12 protein-coding genes are annotated in these 15195 nt (G+C 62.7%); 10 read left to right on the forward strand and 2 right to left on the reverse strand.

Annotation, left to right across the window (positions count from 1 at the left end):
- The first annotated feature begins 35 nt into the window (after positions 1-35).
- Positions 36-3449, forward strand: coding sequence for an FG-GAP-like repeat-containing protein (locus OHL11_RS11890; protein ID WP_263371721.1), 3414 nt, complete (start codon positions 36-38; stop codon positions 3447-3449).
- Between the two features lie 55 nt (positions 3450-3504).
- Positions 3505-4947 carry an APC family permease gene (locus tag OHL11_RS11895; protein WP_263371722.1) on the forward strand — a complete coding sequence of 481 codons (1443 nt, stop codon included), beginning with the start codon at positions 3505-3507 and terminating at the stop codon, positions 4945-4947.
- Between the two features lie 55 nt (positions 4948-5002).
- On the opposite strand, the gene OHL11_RS11900 is transcribed toward OHL11_RS11895, so the two are convergent.
- Positions 5003-5536 carry an inorganic diphosphatase gene (locus OHL11_RS11900; protein WP_263371723.1) on the reverse strand — a complete coding sequence of 178 codons (534 nt, stop codon included), beginning with the start codon at positions 5534-5536 and terminating at the stop codon, positions 5003-5005.
- A 229-nt stretch (positions 5537-5765) separates the two neighbouring features.
- Between OHL11_RS11900 and OHL11_RS11905 the strand changes: the two genes are divergently transcribed.
- The 8 genes from OHL11_RS11905 (at position 5766) to OHL11_RS11940 (ending at position 13577) form a co-directional block, all read left to right on the forward strand.
- Positions 5766-6548, forward strand: coding sequence for a hypothetical protein (locus OHL11_RS11905; RefSeq protein WP_263371724.1), 783 nt, complete (start codon positions 5766-5768; stop codon positions 6546-6548).
- Positions 6549-6616: 68 nt separating this feature from the next.
- Positions 6617-7657 (forward strand): uroporphyrinogen decarboxylase, encoded by a 1041-nt coding sequence (gene hemE / locus OHL11_RS11910; protein WP_263371725.1) that lies wholly within the window; start codon positions 6617-6619, stop codon positions 7655-7657.
- Positions 7658-7850: 193 nt separating this feature from the next.
- Positions 7851-8621, forward strand: a complete 771-nt coding sequence (locus OHL11_RS11915; protein WP_263371726.1) for a hypothetical protein — start codon at positions 7851-7853, stop codon at positions 8619-8621.
- Between the two features lie 79 nt (positions 8622-8700).
- Positions 8701-9705, forward strand: a complete 1005-nt coding sequence (locus OHL11_RS11920; protein WP_263371727.1) for a ferrochelatase — start codon at positions 8701-8703, stop codon at positions 9703-9705.
- 100 nt (positions 9706-9805) lie between these two features.
- Positions 9806-11269 (forward strand): protoporphyrinogen oxidase, encoded by a 1464-nt coding sequence (gene hemG, locus OHL11_RS11925; RefSeq protein ID WP_263371728.1) that lies wholly within the window; start codon positions 9806-9808, stop codon positions 11267-11269.
- 151 nt (positions 11270-11420) lie between these two features.
- Positions 11421-12104 carry a porin family protein gene (locus OHL11_RS11930; protein WP_263371729.1) on the forward strand — a complete coding sequence of 228 codons (684 nt, stop codon included), beginning with the start codon at positions 11421-11423 and terminating at the stop codon, positions 12102-12104.
- 23 nt (positions 12105-12127) lie between these two features.
- A complete protein-coding gene (gene mqnC, locus OHL11_RS11935; RefSeq protein WP_263371730.1) occupies positions 12128-13174 on the forward strand; it encodes a cyclic dehypoxanthinyl futalosine synthase in 1047 nt (348 codons plus the stop codon).
- 22 nt (positions 13175-13196) lie between these two features.
- Positions 13197-13577: a VOC family protein gene (locus tag OHL11_RS11940; RefSeq protein ID WP_263371731.1), complete on the forward strand. Its 381-nt coding sequence runs from the start codon at positions 13197-13199 to the stop codon at positions 13575-13577.
- Here the strand turns inward: OHL11_RS11940 and OHL11_RS11945 are convergent.
- Positions 13574-15103, reverse strand: coding sequence for a cellulose synthase family protein (locus OHL11_RS11945; RefSeq protein ID WP_263371732.1), 1530 nt, complete (start codon positions 15101-15103; stop codon positions 13574-13576). The two genes, OHL11_RS11940 and OHL11_RS11945, sit on opposite strands and share 4 nt — an antisense overlap.
- Positions 15104-15195: the final 92 nt, after the last annotated feature.

Raw genomic sequence — 15195 nt, forward strand, 5'->3', positions numbered from 1 at the left:
TGACTTCCACTCTTTCCCAACAAACAGGAGGCTTCATGTCACACCCTTTGTTTCGATTCTTCACCCGCAGCGCCCGATCGGTGGCACTGCTCTCGGTAGCCTGTGCGGGCGTGGCGTCCGCACAGCTCCGCCACTGGGTCGCGCCCGTTGAGGACGCGCCCCCGGCCACCACGCTGCAGACGCCCGCTGAAACCTACATGGCGCCCTACCTCAAGTCCCACCTCGCTCCTGCGGACGCGCTGAACAGCATGAACACCCTGCAGCCCATGGGCCAGACCTACGCCACCACACCGAACTTCGGCGGCTACGTCAACGCGCCGATGTTCGATGCGCGCGGCACCGCCAAGACCTCCGCCGTCACCGTCGAACTCGGTGCGGACTTCGACAAAGACGGCAAGACTGACGTCGCCGTCCTGCTCCAGGACGGCACGCTCGACATCCTGATGAATGATGGCAACGGCGGCCTGAAGCCCTTCGTCAGCTACCTCAACCCGAACTACTCCACCGCCAGCGTCAACGTGGCCTACGCCGCCGACATCGACGGCGATGGATACCCCGACGTCGTGGCCTTCGACTACAACAACAACACCATGATCTCGTGGAAGAACCTCGGCAACGGCACCTTCAACGCTGCCGTCACGACCGCGCTCGACACCACCAACGGCTACCCGAACATGGCCTACGTCGCCGACGTAAACGGCGATGGCAAGGCCGACGTTCTCTACACGCTCTTCAAGCTCAACTCCACCACCAGCGCGACGATCACGCTGGAAACGCAGCTCGGCGTTGGTGACGGCACCTTCGGCGCGCCAGGCGCAGCAAAGACTCAATCCTTCAACGTCGCCTCCTCGGGCATTCTGCCCACCGATTACGGCATCACCACCGCTGACATCAACGGCGATGGAAAGCTCGACGTGGCCGTTGTCGTCGACCAGCGCACAGCCTCCACCACCGGCATTTTCGCCGTGACCACCGGCCTCGGCAACGGCGACGGCACCTTCACCGGTCTGGGCACGAGCTTCCCCATCGCACTGCCGCTCGTCTCTTCCGGCATCCGCGCAACCGTCTCCTATAAATCCACGCTGCTCTCCTTTGCGGATGTAAACGGCGACGGCAAGCTCGACCTCGTCAGCGATTGCAACGGCATCATGGCGGTCGCACTCGGCAACGGAACAAACTCCTTCGCCACCGCTGTGACCAGCGCACAGAGCGTAGTGCAGGTTCCCACCACGACGGTTCTGCTCGACGTGAACGGTGACGGCAAGCTCGACGCGATCGTCGGCGGTGGCACTCTCGCTGTCGAACTCGGCAAGGGCGATGGCACCTTCGCCGCTCCGGTCGCGGGCGCGCAGTACATGGTCGACCCGGTCTCCTACTACAGCCTCGTCGTCGCCGACTTCAACAACGACGGCATCAAGGACATCGCTCAACTCGGCTCTGACTACAAGCAGGTCTCGCTCTTCTCCGGCAACGGTACGGGCGGATTCCGTGGCGCTCCTGTCGTCACCGTCACCGGCGACCCCAACGTGCTCTACTCCTCGATGATCACGACCGGCAAGTACACCACCGGCGGCTACGCCAGCGCCATCATGCAGTACTCCGGCACCACCAACCCCGGCTTCTATACCGCTGTCGGAGACGGCAAGGGCAACTTCACCACGGTCGCCTCCTTCGCCACCACACCCACGAGCATTCAGTACTTCGAACCCATCCACGCTGACTTCAACGGTGATGGACTCGAAGATCTCGTCTACGCCAACACCACCGGCGAAATCTACGTCGCGCTCTCCAAGGGTGACGGCACCTTCGCAACGCCGGTTGCTGTCGGCATCGGCACCAAGCCCTGCCCCGAGTACTATGGCACCGCAGGCGACGTGAACGGCGACGGCAAGGCCGACCTCGTCATCCCCTACGGCGGCGACACCATCTGCGGTTCCACCGCAGGCGGCGCAACCGGCTACTACGTGGCGCTCGGTAAGGGTGACGGCACCTTCAGCACACCGACCTTCCACAGCACCGGCTCCGCTCTCTATAAGCTCTTGCTCGCCGACCTGAACAACGACGGCAAGCTCGACCTCGTTATCGACGACGCTCCGCTCCTCGCGGGCACGGGCTTCGCCGTGAAGACCGCTCTCGGCAACGGCGACGGCACCTTCGCCACGCCCGTATCCATCCTCGCCAACTACCTCGTCACCAACATGGCCACTGCCGACTTCAACAACGACGGCAAGATGGACATCGCTCTCACCACGGAAGAAGTTCAGGGCCTCACCATCGCCACCGGCGGCATCATCGTGCTGAGCGGCCACGGTGACAACAGCTTCGATCCTTCTTCGCAGATCGCCACCGGCAACTGGTTCTACGGTCTGCAGGCTGCAGACATGAACAGCGACGGCAACGCTGACATCATCGTCACGCTCTACAGCACCGTCGGCCAGCCCAAGACCTACTACGGCGTCAGCACTCTGCTCGGTTACGGCAACGGCCAGTTCGCCGCGCCGTACAACCAGCTCCAGGGCCTGGCCGGAACCAACCCGCAGATCGGCAACTTCGTCAACGACAACGCGCTCGACATCCTGGCCTACACCGGCTACGGTGCCGCGCTCTACGCCGGCGCAGGCAGCATCGGCATCACGCTCACCACCTCGGCTTCGTCCATCAGCTACGGCAGCACCGACACGCTGACGGCCAAGGTCGCCTCCAGCCTCACCGGCAACCCCACGCCCAGCGGAACGGTCTCGTTCTACGACGGCACCACGTTGCTCGGCTCCTCCACGCTCGCCTCAGGAACCGCCACCTTCGCCGCCAGCGGTCTGGCAGTCGGCACACACACCGTGAAGGCTGTCTACTCCGGCGACACTCACTTCAACCCTGCCACCTCGTCCACCTCCAGCATCGCGGTTGCAGACCTCGCGGCAGCCATCACGCTCGCTGGGACTCCAACCACACTCAACGTCACCGGCGGCTCGCAGGGCATCGTCACGCTGGCCATCGGAGCCAACGCTCGCTACGCTGGCGCGGTCACCCTCGCCTGCTCGGGCATGCCCGCAAACGGCACCTGCTCCATCAACCCCGGCAGCGTCACCCTGACCGCTGGCGGCACCACCACCGCAACGCTCGTGATCGGCACCTCAAGCGCACACGCTGAACTGCACCGCTCGAACAACCCCTGGGAAGCGCCCGCCGCCACCGCGACGCTCGCTACTCTCTTCGGTGTGTTCTTCGGTCGCCGCAAGCGCGTTCGCATGATCGCGTCCCTCGGCCTCGGCCTGCTGCTCGCCACGGGCATGCTGATGACCGGTTGCAGCGACCACGGCAATGGAAGCAGCTCGTCCACCGCCAGCGTCGTTGCCCCCGGTACCTACACCGTGACCGTCACCGCAACTCCGACGGCCACCGGTACCACCGCAACCGCGCAGACCACCACGGTCAGCGTCGCAGTCAACTAACGCCAACCTGCAAGACTTAGCCTCCCGGGAGCCGAGCGATCGGCTCCCGTTCTTTTTGCCCGATATCCACGCAAAATATCTCCAGCACAGCGCACGATTTCGCGTACATTCAGAAATCGCATCACCACTCTCGCTGGAGGACACTTCGATACCCAAGACCAACATCCGAGCGGCGCATTCGCCGCGCAAACTCCGCCTCTTCCCTCTCATCGCCGCCACCTACTTCATGGTCTCCGGCGGCCCTTACGGCCTTGAAGACATCATCGGTCTTGCAGGCTTTCGCTGGGCGCTTCTGCTGCTCGCTATCGTGCCGCTCTTCTGGAGCCTGCCCACCGCGCTGATGGTCGGCGAACTCGCCTCGGCCATTCCCGATGAAGGCGGCTTCTACGTCTGGGTCACGCGCGGCCTCGGCCGCTTCTGGGGCTTTCAGGAGACCTGGCTTTCGCTCGCCGCCAGCGTCTTCGACATGGCGATCTACCCCACGACCTTCACGCTCTATCTCGGCCATCTCTATCCCGCACTCGTTGCCGGGCATCGCGGTCTCGCGCTCAAACTCATGATCGTCCTGATGGCCACGCTGTGGAACCTGCGCGGCGCCAGCGCTGTGGGCGGAGGCTCCATCGGCATGATGTGCGTCTCGCTGGCGCCCTTCGTCGTGCTGGTCGGCGCCGCGTTCTGGAAGGCCCTGCACGGCGGCCTGCACCTGCAGGCGATGGCCGGCTCGCCCACGCTGCACCACGATCTGCTCGCCGCCGTACCCATCGCCATGTGGAACTACATGGGCTGGGACAACGCCTCCACCATCGCGCAGGAGGTCGACAACCCGCAGCGCAACTACCCGCGCGCCATGTTCGGCTCCGCGATCACGGTGATGTTCGTCTATATGCTGCCGCTCGCGGCGGTGTGGGCCGTCGGCATCCCTGCCGAACGCTTCTCCACCGGCGCGTGGACCGACGCCGCACATCTGCTTGCAGGACCAGCTTTGGCGTTCGCCGTGGTGCTCGCCGGATCACTCGACGGCCTCGGCACCTTCAACGCACTGACACTCACGCTCACGCGCCTGCCCTATGCCATGGCCGAGGACGGACTGCTGCCGCGCATCCTGAAGCTACGCCTGCGCAACGGCGTGCCGTGGGTGAGCGTGCTGACCTGTGCGACGGCATGGGCGCTGGCGCTGGGGCTTACCTTCGAACGCCTCATCACGATCGACCTCGTGCTCTATGGCGCAGCGCTGCTGCTGGAGTTCGCAGCACTCATCGCGTTGCGTCTGCGCGAGCCACAACTCGCCAGACCGTTCCGCGTGCCGGGTGGTTTCGCCGTCGCCGCAAGCATCGGCGTTGGCCCGCTCCTGCTGATCCTCTTCGCGCTGTACTCCGCACGCGACGAGAAGGTCGCAGGCATGCCCGCGCTCGTCTTCGCACTGCTCGTCGCTCTTGCGGGAGCCGCGATCTACGCGAGCTTCGAGTGGCCGCGCAAGCTACGCCGATCGCGCAGCTGAAAACAACAACGCCCGCGAGCATCACTCGCGGGCGTTGTTGTTTTCGTACAGAAATCTACTTCTTGTCCTTCGCGTCGATAAAGGCCTGCTGGCTCTTCACGATCAGCTCGCGCGCAAACTGCGCATCGCGCCAGCCCTTCACTTCGACCGACTTACCTTCGAGGTCCTTGTAGATCGAAAAGAAGTGGACGATCTCCTTGAGGATGTGCGGGTAGATGTCCGAGTAGTTGTAGACATCCTTGTAGCGCGGGTTGCCGACGCCAACGCACAGTACCTTCTCATCGCCTTCGCCGCCGTCGATCATCTCGAGCGCGCCGATGGGGCGCACTTCCTGCAGGCAGCCCGGGAAGCTGGGGTAATCCACCAGAACCACCACGTCGAGCGGATCGCCGTCGTCGCCAAGCGTGGAGGGGATGAAGCCGTAGTCGCCCGGATAGTGAACCGGCGAGTGCAGGTTGCGGTCCAGCTTGAAGACGTGCAGTTCCTTGTCGTATTCGTACTTCGCCACGCCATCGGCGGGGATCTCAATAATGGCGTTGACCTGTTCAGGGGCCTTCGGGCCTACCGGCAATTCGAGGTAATTCGGCATATCTGGGATTCCGTTCTTCTCTGAGGAAATCGTCTTGCGTCGTCCCATGTATGCAGCTCAAATGTGGCGTCCCGACACAACCCCGTTAGTTTACATTGGTTTTCATCCCACCGAATCATCGATCTGGGCGAGGCAGCCGATGAACGGCGACCGGAATCCTACCTAGCGAGACTGCGATCTGACTTGCCGAGAGAAGGGCTATCCCAACATGCCATCCAGAACACTCGCCTTGACCTGTTCAGCACTCGCCTTGACCGCCGCTCTGACCGCTGCGCCCACCCTGCGGGCGCAGGCCGTGTATACCGCCGAGAAGGGTGCCAACATCTTCGTGTTCGGTGGCTATAACTACGTCAAGCCGGACTTCGGTCCAGACTCGTACCACAACAATGGCGTGATGTTCGGCGCGGACTACACGCGCTACTTCGGCTGGCGCATCGCGCCTTCCATCGAGCTGCGTTACCAGACATCCTCGGGCCAGGTCGTGAAGGAGAGCACCATCAGCGGTGGCTTGAAGTTCGGTGCCGACTTCCACCAACGCTACCACCCCTACGTAGACTTCCTCGCCGGGCTGGGCACGCTGCATTATGTCGTGCCGCCGGTGCCGGGATACCCCGACGATCACGCGCTGGCTTACACCTTCGGCGGTGGACTCGACATCGATGTCTACAACAACTTCGCGCTCAAGCTCGACGTGCAATCGCAAAGCTGGAACCTCGGCGAGAACCTCACCATCAAGCCGCAGGGCGGAGACTTCACCCTTTCCCCCTTCGTCGCCACCATCGGCGTGACCTATCGCATTCCCTTCCACAACGAGGTCGGCTCGACGATCCATCGTCCGCGCGAAGAGCGTGCACCGCGCCGTGAAGCAGCGCCCCCACCTCCGCCTCCCAACGCGCCGCCACCACCAGCGGTGGAACAGGCTCCGCCGGCTCCGGCCCCTGCGGAAACCGCTCCTGCAACACCGCCACCGGCCGATACAGCGCCGCCGGCCAGCACACCTCCTCCGCAGTAGCGCGCCCGATGCGATAGCCTAGTCAGAGTGCCTGTGCACCGCTCACGCGCCCGCAGGCCGCACTGATTATGTCTTCCTCACGATTCGTTCGCGCCTGCCTGCATCTTCCCGTCGACCGCACGCCCTTCTGGTTTCTTCGCCAGGCGGGCCGTTACATGCCCGAGTACATGGCCGTGCGCAAGCACCACACGCTGCTCGAGATCTGCCGCAACCCGGAGATCGCTGCCGAAGTAACGATCACCGCGGCTGAGCGCCTCGGCGTCGACGCCGCCATCATCTTCGCCGACCTGCTGCTGCCGCTCACGCCGATGGGCCTCGACTTCGAGTTCGTCAACGGCGAAGGCCCGGTCGTGCATCAGCCCATCCGCACACTCGAGCAGATCCAGAAGCTCGACACCACGCGCGCAGGTGAACTGATCTACGTCGCACAGGCGATCGAAAAGGTGGGCAAGCACTTCGCCGCTCCACGCGCAGACGGCGACCAGCTCGGCATCATCGGCTTCATCGGCGCACCGTTCACGCTCGCCAGCTACATGATCGAAGGCGGCGGCTCACGCAACTACATCGAAGCCAAGAAGCTCATGTACTCCACCGACGGCGCCTGGCAGTTGCTGATGGAAAAGCTGATCACCGTGCTCACCGAGTATGCGCAGCAACAGGTCAACGCCGGTGCAGACGTCATCCAGATCTTCGACTCCTGGGCAGGCGCGCTTTCGATCAGCGACTACCGCGAGTACTGCCTTGCCGCGACTACGGAACTAGTACGCCGCGTGCAGGCGATGGGTGTGCCCGTCATCTACTTCGGCGTGGACACGGCTTCGCTGCTGCCCACGATGAAGGAGACCGGCGCCGACGTACTCGGCCTCGACTGGCGCACACCGCTTGACGGCGCACGCCAGACGCTCGGCGCGAACATCGCGGTCCAGGGAAACCTTGATCCCATCACGCTCTTCGCGCCGCAGGAAGTCATAGAGCGCCGCGTGAAAGAGATCCTCGAGCAAAACGCGAAGCAGCCCGGCCACATCTTCAACCTCGGCCACGGCATCGTGCCGCAAACCCCGGTCGACAACGTCATCTTCGTGGGCGAACTGATCAAGAAGCACGGTTAGACGCGCCGAGTCGTTAGTCGTTAGTGGTTACTTTCAAGGGCGGACTTCGGTCCGCCCTTGATGCGTTTGACGAAGGACTTACAACCCTCCGCTCGCTCACAAATATTTCATCGAAGCCGCAGTGCCTTTTGACAACATCTCCGTCCTAACTAGCGGAAGGCCATCCACAACCCATGCTTTACGGAGATGCAAAATGCACCCACACTTCACACGACGTACCCTCGTCGTCAGCCTAGGTACAGCGCTGCTTTCGAGCCTGCCTCTGCACGCTCAAGCGAAAACCCCACCTGCAAACCCTTGCAGACCACTCACTACGCGCAGTGAGTGCACTCAATGGCGCAACGACCATGACATTACCAAGACGATCTTCCTGACCAACACCACGCAGCAGAACGACGCGAACGAAGTGCTCGTAGCGCTGCGTAATGTTCTGGATCCGAGCATCAAAATCTATCTCGTCGCGAGCCAGAACGCGATTGTGGTCCGCACAATCCCAGAAGATATGGCACAAGCAGAGGCGCTCGTCGCTGACCTGACCAAGCCTCGCAAGCAGTACCGTCTCACTTACACGGTGAACACGCTCGAAGGTAAGAACCGTATCTCCAGCGAGGTCTACTCGGTCGTAGCGGTGAATGGCCAGCGCGTCACCGAGAAGCAAGGCAATAAAGTGCCCGTCATCACAGGTTCGAAAGACGGCGAGTTGCAGTACACCTACATCGACGTAGGCCATGCGCTTGACGCAACGCTCTCTGACGGCGGCAGCGTGGTCGCGCTCAAGACGAAGGTTGAAGTATCGTCTCCCGCGCCCACACCCTCCATGCCAACGGAACCGACGATCCATCAGACGGTCCTTGAAGGATCCATACTGCTCACGCCCGGAAAGCCGCTCACACTCGGCTCGGCCGACATCGAAGGCACGCACCAGCGCATCGAAGTGGAAGTGCTCGCAACGCCGACGAACTAATGCCATACGACGAACAGCGGTGCGATTTGCGACGCAGCAAACGCACCGCTGTTTCAGGCGAGCGGTACGATAGAAGTCGATGTCTCACGCGATTCTCCTTCTAGCTCACGGCACTCCCGACACCCTCGACCAGATGGCCGAGTACCTTGCGCACGTCACCAACGGGCGCCCCATGCCGCAGCACGTTGTCGAAGAGTTGCAACATCGCTACGGCGAGATCGGCCTGCGCCACGAGCCGCTGCCTGAAGGCCCGCCGCTCACGCGCCTCACGCTGCTGCAAGGCAAGCTGCTAGAGCAAGAGCTCGGCACGCGCGTCTATGTCGGCATGCGCAACTGGCATCCGTTCATCGGCGAGGTGGTCGAGCAGATGAAGAGCGATGGCGTCACCAGCGCCACCGTGCTTTGCCTTGCACCGCAAAACTCACGCACCTCCACCGGCCTCTATCGTCGCGCGTTGGAGAAGGCTCTCGACAACGCGTTCCCCTTCACGTTTATCGCTGGCTGGGCGGACGAACCGCTGCTCATCGAAGCCTTTGCCGATAAGCTCACCACCGCATGGCAAGCAGCCTGCACGAAGCACAACGCACGCGTGCCCGTGCTCTTCACCGCGCACTCTGTGCCCTGCCGCACCATTCGCGCGACCACCGAACAGCAGGCCGCCGAAGGCTCCAACCGGCCCGGCGAAAACACGCCCGCCGACGGCTTGCAAAACTACGGCGCAGCCGAAGCTGGCGACCCGTATCCGATCGAGTGCAAGCAGACAGCAGCACTCGTCGCCGCACGCGCTGGACTCAGCGAAGCGGACTGGTTCTTCGCCTTTCAGTCGCAAGGCGTCGCAGGCGCGCCGTGGATCGGCCCCAGCGTAGAAGACACCATCACAGCACTTGCTGCGGCAGGCCATCGCGCCGTCGTGATGCAGCCCATCGGCTTCCTCTGCGACCACGTCGAAATCCTCTACGACATCGACGTCAATTTCCGCGACTTCGGCAACGAACGCGGCATCAGCGTCACGCGCGCCGAAAGCCTCAACGACTCGCCGAAGCTCATCGACGGCATCGCTCACGTGCTCGCTACGCGCGCGTAAGCACTGGCGCTTGGATCTCTCGGCTCTGGACGTTGATGTCGACAAACAGCCTGTGCTCACCGTCACACTGAGTTGATACACAAAGGCCTAGACTGAACCCATGAAGCGAATCGCAATCCTCGGCGGCGGCATCAGCGGCTTGGCCGCAGCGTATGAACTCGAGCGGGCACGCCTCGCCGGTGCTGCGATCGACTGGCAACTCTACGAAGCCACCGACCGCCTCGGCGGTATCCTCGACACCAGGCTCGAAGACACGCCTGCCGGCCGCTTCGTCCTCGAAGGCGGTCCCGATGGCTGGGTGAGCGAGAAACCCTGGCTGCGCGAACTCGCCATCGAGCTCGGCCTCGAAGACGAGCTCATCGCGTCCAACGACGCCACGCGTAAGACGTACATACTCAAAGGCTCCGAACTCATCCCCATCCCTGACGGCATGAGGATGATGGTGCCCACCGATCTCAGCGTAATGGAAGGATCGCCGCTCTTCAGCGAAGAAGCCAAGCGTGCCTACACTGCAGAGACCATGCGCGCGGACGAACTGAAAGCCACTGCACCAGCAGCCGACGAGTCCGTTGCAAGCTTCGTGCTGCGTCACTTCGGCGAAGAAGTGCTGACGACACTCGCCGCGCCGCTGCTCGCAGGCGTCTTCGGCGGCGATGTGCGCAAGCTCAGCGTGCGCTCGGTGATGCCGCAGTTCGTCGCGATGGAGCGCGAACACGGCTCACTCATCCTTGCGCTGCAGGCAAAACAACGCGAGCATGGCGACCGCCCCAGGCAAACGATTTTCACCTCGCTGCGCAACGGCATGGGCTCACTCGTCTCCGCCCTCGTAGCGAAGCTACCGCCAGAGCGCATCCACCTCAACCAGCGCACCTGGCTGATCGACGACAGCGGCGAGTGGATCGTCCGCGCAGGTAACAGCAGCACGCATCGCGGCATGCTCGCCAGTTACGCGTCGCGCTCGCACGGCGATCTCATGGAGCCTGCCAGCGAGATCATCGTTGCCACACCGGTCGACGTGACGCGAGAACTCTTCGCCCCGCTCATCCACAAACGCGCTTCGAAGCTGCTGCCCACCGACGCCAGCTCCGCCATCCTCGTCGCGTTCGGCTGGACCGCCGAGCAAGCGCAGAGCTTCACCGTCCCCGCAGGCTTCGGCTACCTCGTGCCGCCCGACGGCGACGCTTCCAAGCTGATGGCCTGCACCTTCGTCGACGGCAAATTCCCGCACCGCGCCCCCGAAGGCGCACGCATCATCCGCGCTTTCTTCGGAGGCAAGGCCGCCGACCGCTTGCAAGAAGCCAATGATGTACAGATCGCCGCCGAAGCGCTTGCGCAACTGACGCCCGTACTCGGCACCCTGCCGGAGCCGATCCACACCTACGTGCGCCGCTGGCCGCGCTCGCTGCCGCAGTACGAGGTCGGTCATCTCGAGCGCATGGACGAGCTCGAAACCCTCGTCGCCAAACGCCCCGGCATCCACCTGCTCGGTAACAGCTACCGCGGCGTCGGCATGCCCGACCTCATCCGCGACGCGCGCGCCCTGGCGCGCAAGCTCACGACCTAAGCTGTAGTCCACGCCACGCAAAACCCCGTCCACCATGGCAGCTAACTTCGCGTCCGGCCTCTCCAGAGGGCCGGACGCCGAGTCGTTTTCGTAGCAACGCCGGGCGCTCCTCCCATCCACTGCCCGCCTACTCACAAAAGGCTCCCTTGGCATGGTTCGCCCCCTTTCGCGCGTAATGCGCCTGGCTCTTCGTCTGTCCGTATGTGCTTTCCTCCTGCTGCCAGCGCTCCAAGCGCACGGCCAGGCCACCACGGCAGGCACGCTCACTGAAGGCGCGCATGTCGATGTCTTCCTCACGGGCACACTGACGCACACCGGCTTCGTAGGCTCTGACCGCGGCCTGACCGGAGGCGTGAACTACTCGCTGCGCCACATCTTCGGCTTCGAGCCCGCGGCCGAGTTGCGCGCCACGACCTCGCTCTTCTCTGCGAGCGACGCCGCCCACGAGCGCAGCTTCTTCCTCGGCCCCGTTGTGCGTCGGCGCATCGGTCGCTTTGAGCCCTACGGTGATTTCCTGTGGGGACGCGGCACCATCACCTACCCCGGCACCTACCTCTACGAGGACAACCAGTACGTGCGCACCGCTGGCGGCACGCACGAATACGGCGGCGGCCTCGGCATCCGCCTCAACGATCTGTGGTCGCTGAAGTTCGACATTCAGCAACAACACTGGAACGTGCCCGTGCTGCCGACCGGCCAGACCTTCGCGCGCTCTGCCTCTTTCGGCGTCACCCGCCGCTTTGGCCTGCGCCACGACAAAGAACTGCCACCCGACAAGAACGATCCGAAGTGGCATACCGTCTGCCAGGACCACCCCTTGCTCTGCAAGAAGTAGACGCGCAGCGGTACACTGGAAGCATGGGCATTTCACGCCAGCAAGCTCTTGATTGTTTCGCCTCGGACGACCTGATCGGCATCGGCATGGAAGCCGACGCGATCCGCCGCAAGCTGCATCCCGACGGCGTCGTCAGCTACATCATCGATCGCAACATCAACTACACCAACTTCTGCACGGAGTACTGCACCTTCTGCGCGTTCTATCGCCCGCTGAAGGGCAAGCTCGCCAGCGAAGGTTACATCCTCGACTTCGACACGATCTACGACAAGATCCGCGAAACCGTCGAGATGGGCGGCACTGGCGTGCTCATGCAGGGCGGCATTCACCCCGACCTCAAGATCGACTGGTTCGAGCGCCTCTTCACCGGCATCAAGACCCGCTTCCCCCAGATCTGGCTGCACTGCCTTTCGGCTTCGGAGATCCTCGCGATCGCCGAGTACTCCGAAATTGATCTGCGCACCACGATCGCCCGCCTGCAGGCCGCTGGTCTCGACTCCATCCCCGGCGGTGGCGCTGAAATCCTCGACGACGACGTGCGCGCACGCATCGCTCGCCTGAAGTGCCGCACCGAAGACTGGCTCTCCGTCCACCGCACCGCTCACTCGCTCGGCATGCGCACCACCGCGACCATGATGTTCGGCGTAGGCGAAACGATGGAGCAACGCGTGAATCACTTCGAGGTCGTCCGCCAACTGCAGGAAGAGACCGGCGGCTTCACCGCATTCATTCCCTGGAGCTTTCAGCCGAACAACACAGCGCTCGGCGGCCGCGGCTGGGACGAAGCCACCTCCGTCGAATACCTTAAGACGCTCGCCATCAGCCGCATGTATCTCGACAACATCGAGAACGTGCAGGCAAGCTGGGTCACGCAGGGCCTGAAGGTGTTGCAGATGGGCCTCCGCTTCGGCGGCAACGACGTCGGCTCCGTCATGCTCGAAGAGAACGTCGTGAAGGCCGCAGGCACCTCCAACTGCACCACGGAAGAAGAGCTCCGCCGCATCATCCGCGACGCAGGCTTCAAGCCCGTGCAGCGCGACACACTCTACCGCACGATGTTCCTCAACTAATCAAAGCTGCATCGAACGAAGCATGATTCTTCGCATCGATCATCTCGTCCTGACCGTCGCCGACATTGAGGCGACGGTGGCTTTTTATAGACGTGCTTTAGGGTTTACATCGCAAGTGAAAGATGGTCGATGGTCACTGCACTTCGCCGCGCAGAAGATCAATCTGCATCAGAGCGACCACACCTTCGAGCCAAAGGCATTGCGCCCCACACCAGGCTCAGCCGACCTCTGCTTCATCACCGACCAGGAACCCGAAGAAACACTCGCACATCTGCGCGAGCAAGAGATCCCGATAGAGCAAGGCCCCACCGCTCGCAACGGAGCCATGGGGCCAATGCAATCCATCTACTTTCGCGACACCGACGGCAATCTCATCGAGGTTGCGAAGTACGACGCAGTTTAGATGCCTACAGGGTAGGGCTTCTCGTGAATCTCGTCCCCGCGGCTGCCGCGGCGTTCAAACAAGCCTTGGAATAGGCTCAACAGGCCCGTGTACCAGTAGCCGAGCACGAAGAGCAGCAGGAATGGCACGGTGAAGTAGTTCTCCGTGGAGATCGCATAGTAGACAGTCGCCGCGAAGTAGCAGCCGATCGCCAGCTCGATCCACGGAATGATACCGAGGCGCTTGCGGTACTTCTTCGCCTGCGACTTCTCGCCCTTCTTCTCCACGCGATACTTCGGCGTGCGCGCGAACGCGGTCTTGATGCCGAAGAGCGCTTCCAGCACGGCCTTCGTGTTCGTGATCGTCAGGCCTACGCCCAGCGACATCAGGAACGGCACGTAGAGAAACGTCTTCCACCACGTCTTCGGGAAAAGCTCCTTCTGGCTGACGAGGTAGAACGTCGATACCGACGCTGTGGACGCGAGGAAGAGCGGCAGATCGATCAGGATCATCTGCAGCGGGCCCTGCCATGAACGAATGATCATCGCGGGCATCAGCAGCGTCGAGAGCACGATCATCAGCGGATACGAGATGTTCGCTGTCAGGTGATACCAGGCTTCGAGCTTCTGGTGCTTGTCGATGTCGGACTTCAATATCGTCGGCAGCGACTTCTTTGCTACCTGAATCAGTCCCTTCGCCCAGCGCGCCTGCTGCGTCTTGAACGCCGTCATTTCGATCGGCAACTCGGCCGGGCACTCAACGTCCTGCAGATACTTGAACTTCCAGCCCTTCAACTGCGCTCTGTAGCTGAGGTCCGTGTCTTCGGTGAGCGTGTCATGCTCCCAGCCGCCAGCTTCGTCGATCGCCGCACGCTTCCACATGCCAGCCGTGCCGTTGAAGTTGAAGAACACGCCTGCGCGTGAGCGGCCGCCATGCTCCAGCACGAAGTGGCCGTCGAGCAGAATCGCCTCCACCTGTGTCAGGAAGCTGTAGTTGCGGTTGAGGTGCGTCCAGCGCGTCTGCACCATGCCCACCTTTGGTTCGGCGAAGTGGTGCACCACGTCCATCAACCAGGTTTCAGGCGGAACGAAGTCGGCGTCGAAGATCGCGACAAGGTCGCCCTTCGAGGTCTTCAGGCCGTTCTCCAGCGCGCCCGCCTTATAGCCGTAGCGGTTCGTGCGGTGGATGTACTGGATGGGCTGCGGCGGGAGGCCAGAGGTGCCCTGCGCATAGCGCGCGACGATTCCTGCGGCAACCTCGGTCGTCTCGTCGGTCGAGTCGTCCAGCACCTGAATCTCGTAGCGGTCGCGCGGGTAGTCCATGCGGCAGCAGGCGTCGATCAAGCGGTCGATGACGTACTGCTCGTTGTAGATCGGCAACTGCACCGTGATGAACGGCAGCTCCTCCGGCGTGAAACGCATCGGAGGCTCGTTCGACTTCTGCTCATTGCGCTTGTTGCGGTAGTAGAGCCACACCAGCTGGTAGCGGTGAATGCCGTAGAACGCGAGGATCACCATCACGATGAAGTACGGCACGAGCAGCGCCACGTCGAAGGAGTTCCAGCGGTACTCGCCCTTGAAGCTGTAGATCTGCGAGGTGTAATGGGTCTTCCAGTAGTACTTCAGCCCGTGCGGGTTGG

The organism is Granulicella cerasi, from assembly GCF_025685575.1.
GTDB lineage: Bacteria > Acidobacteriota > Terriglobia > Terriglobales > Acidobacteriaceae > Granulicella > Granulicella cerasi.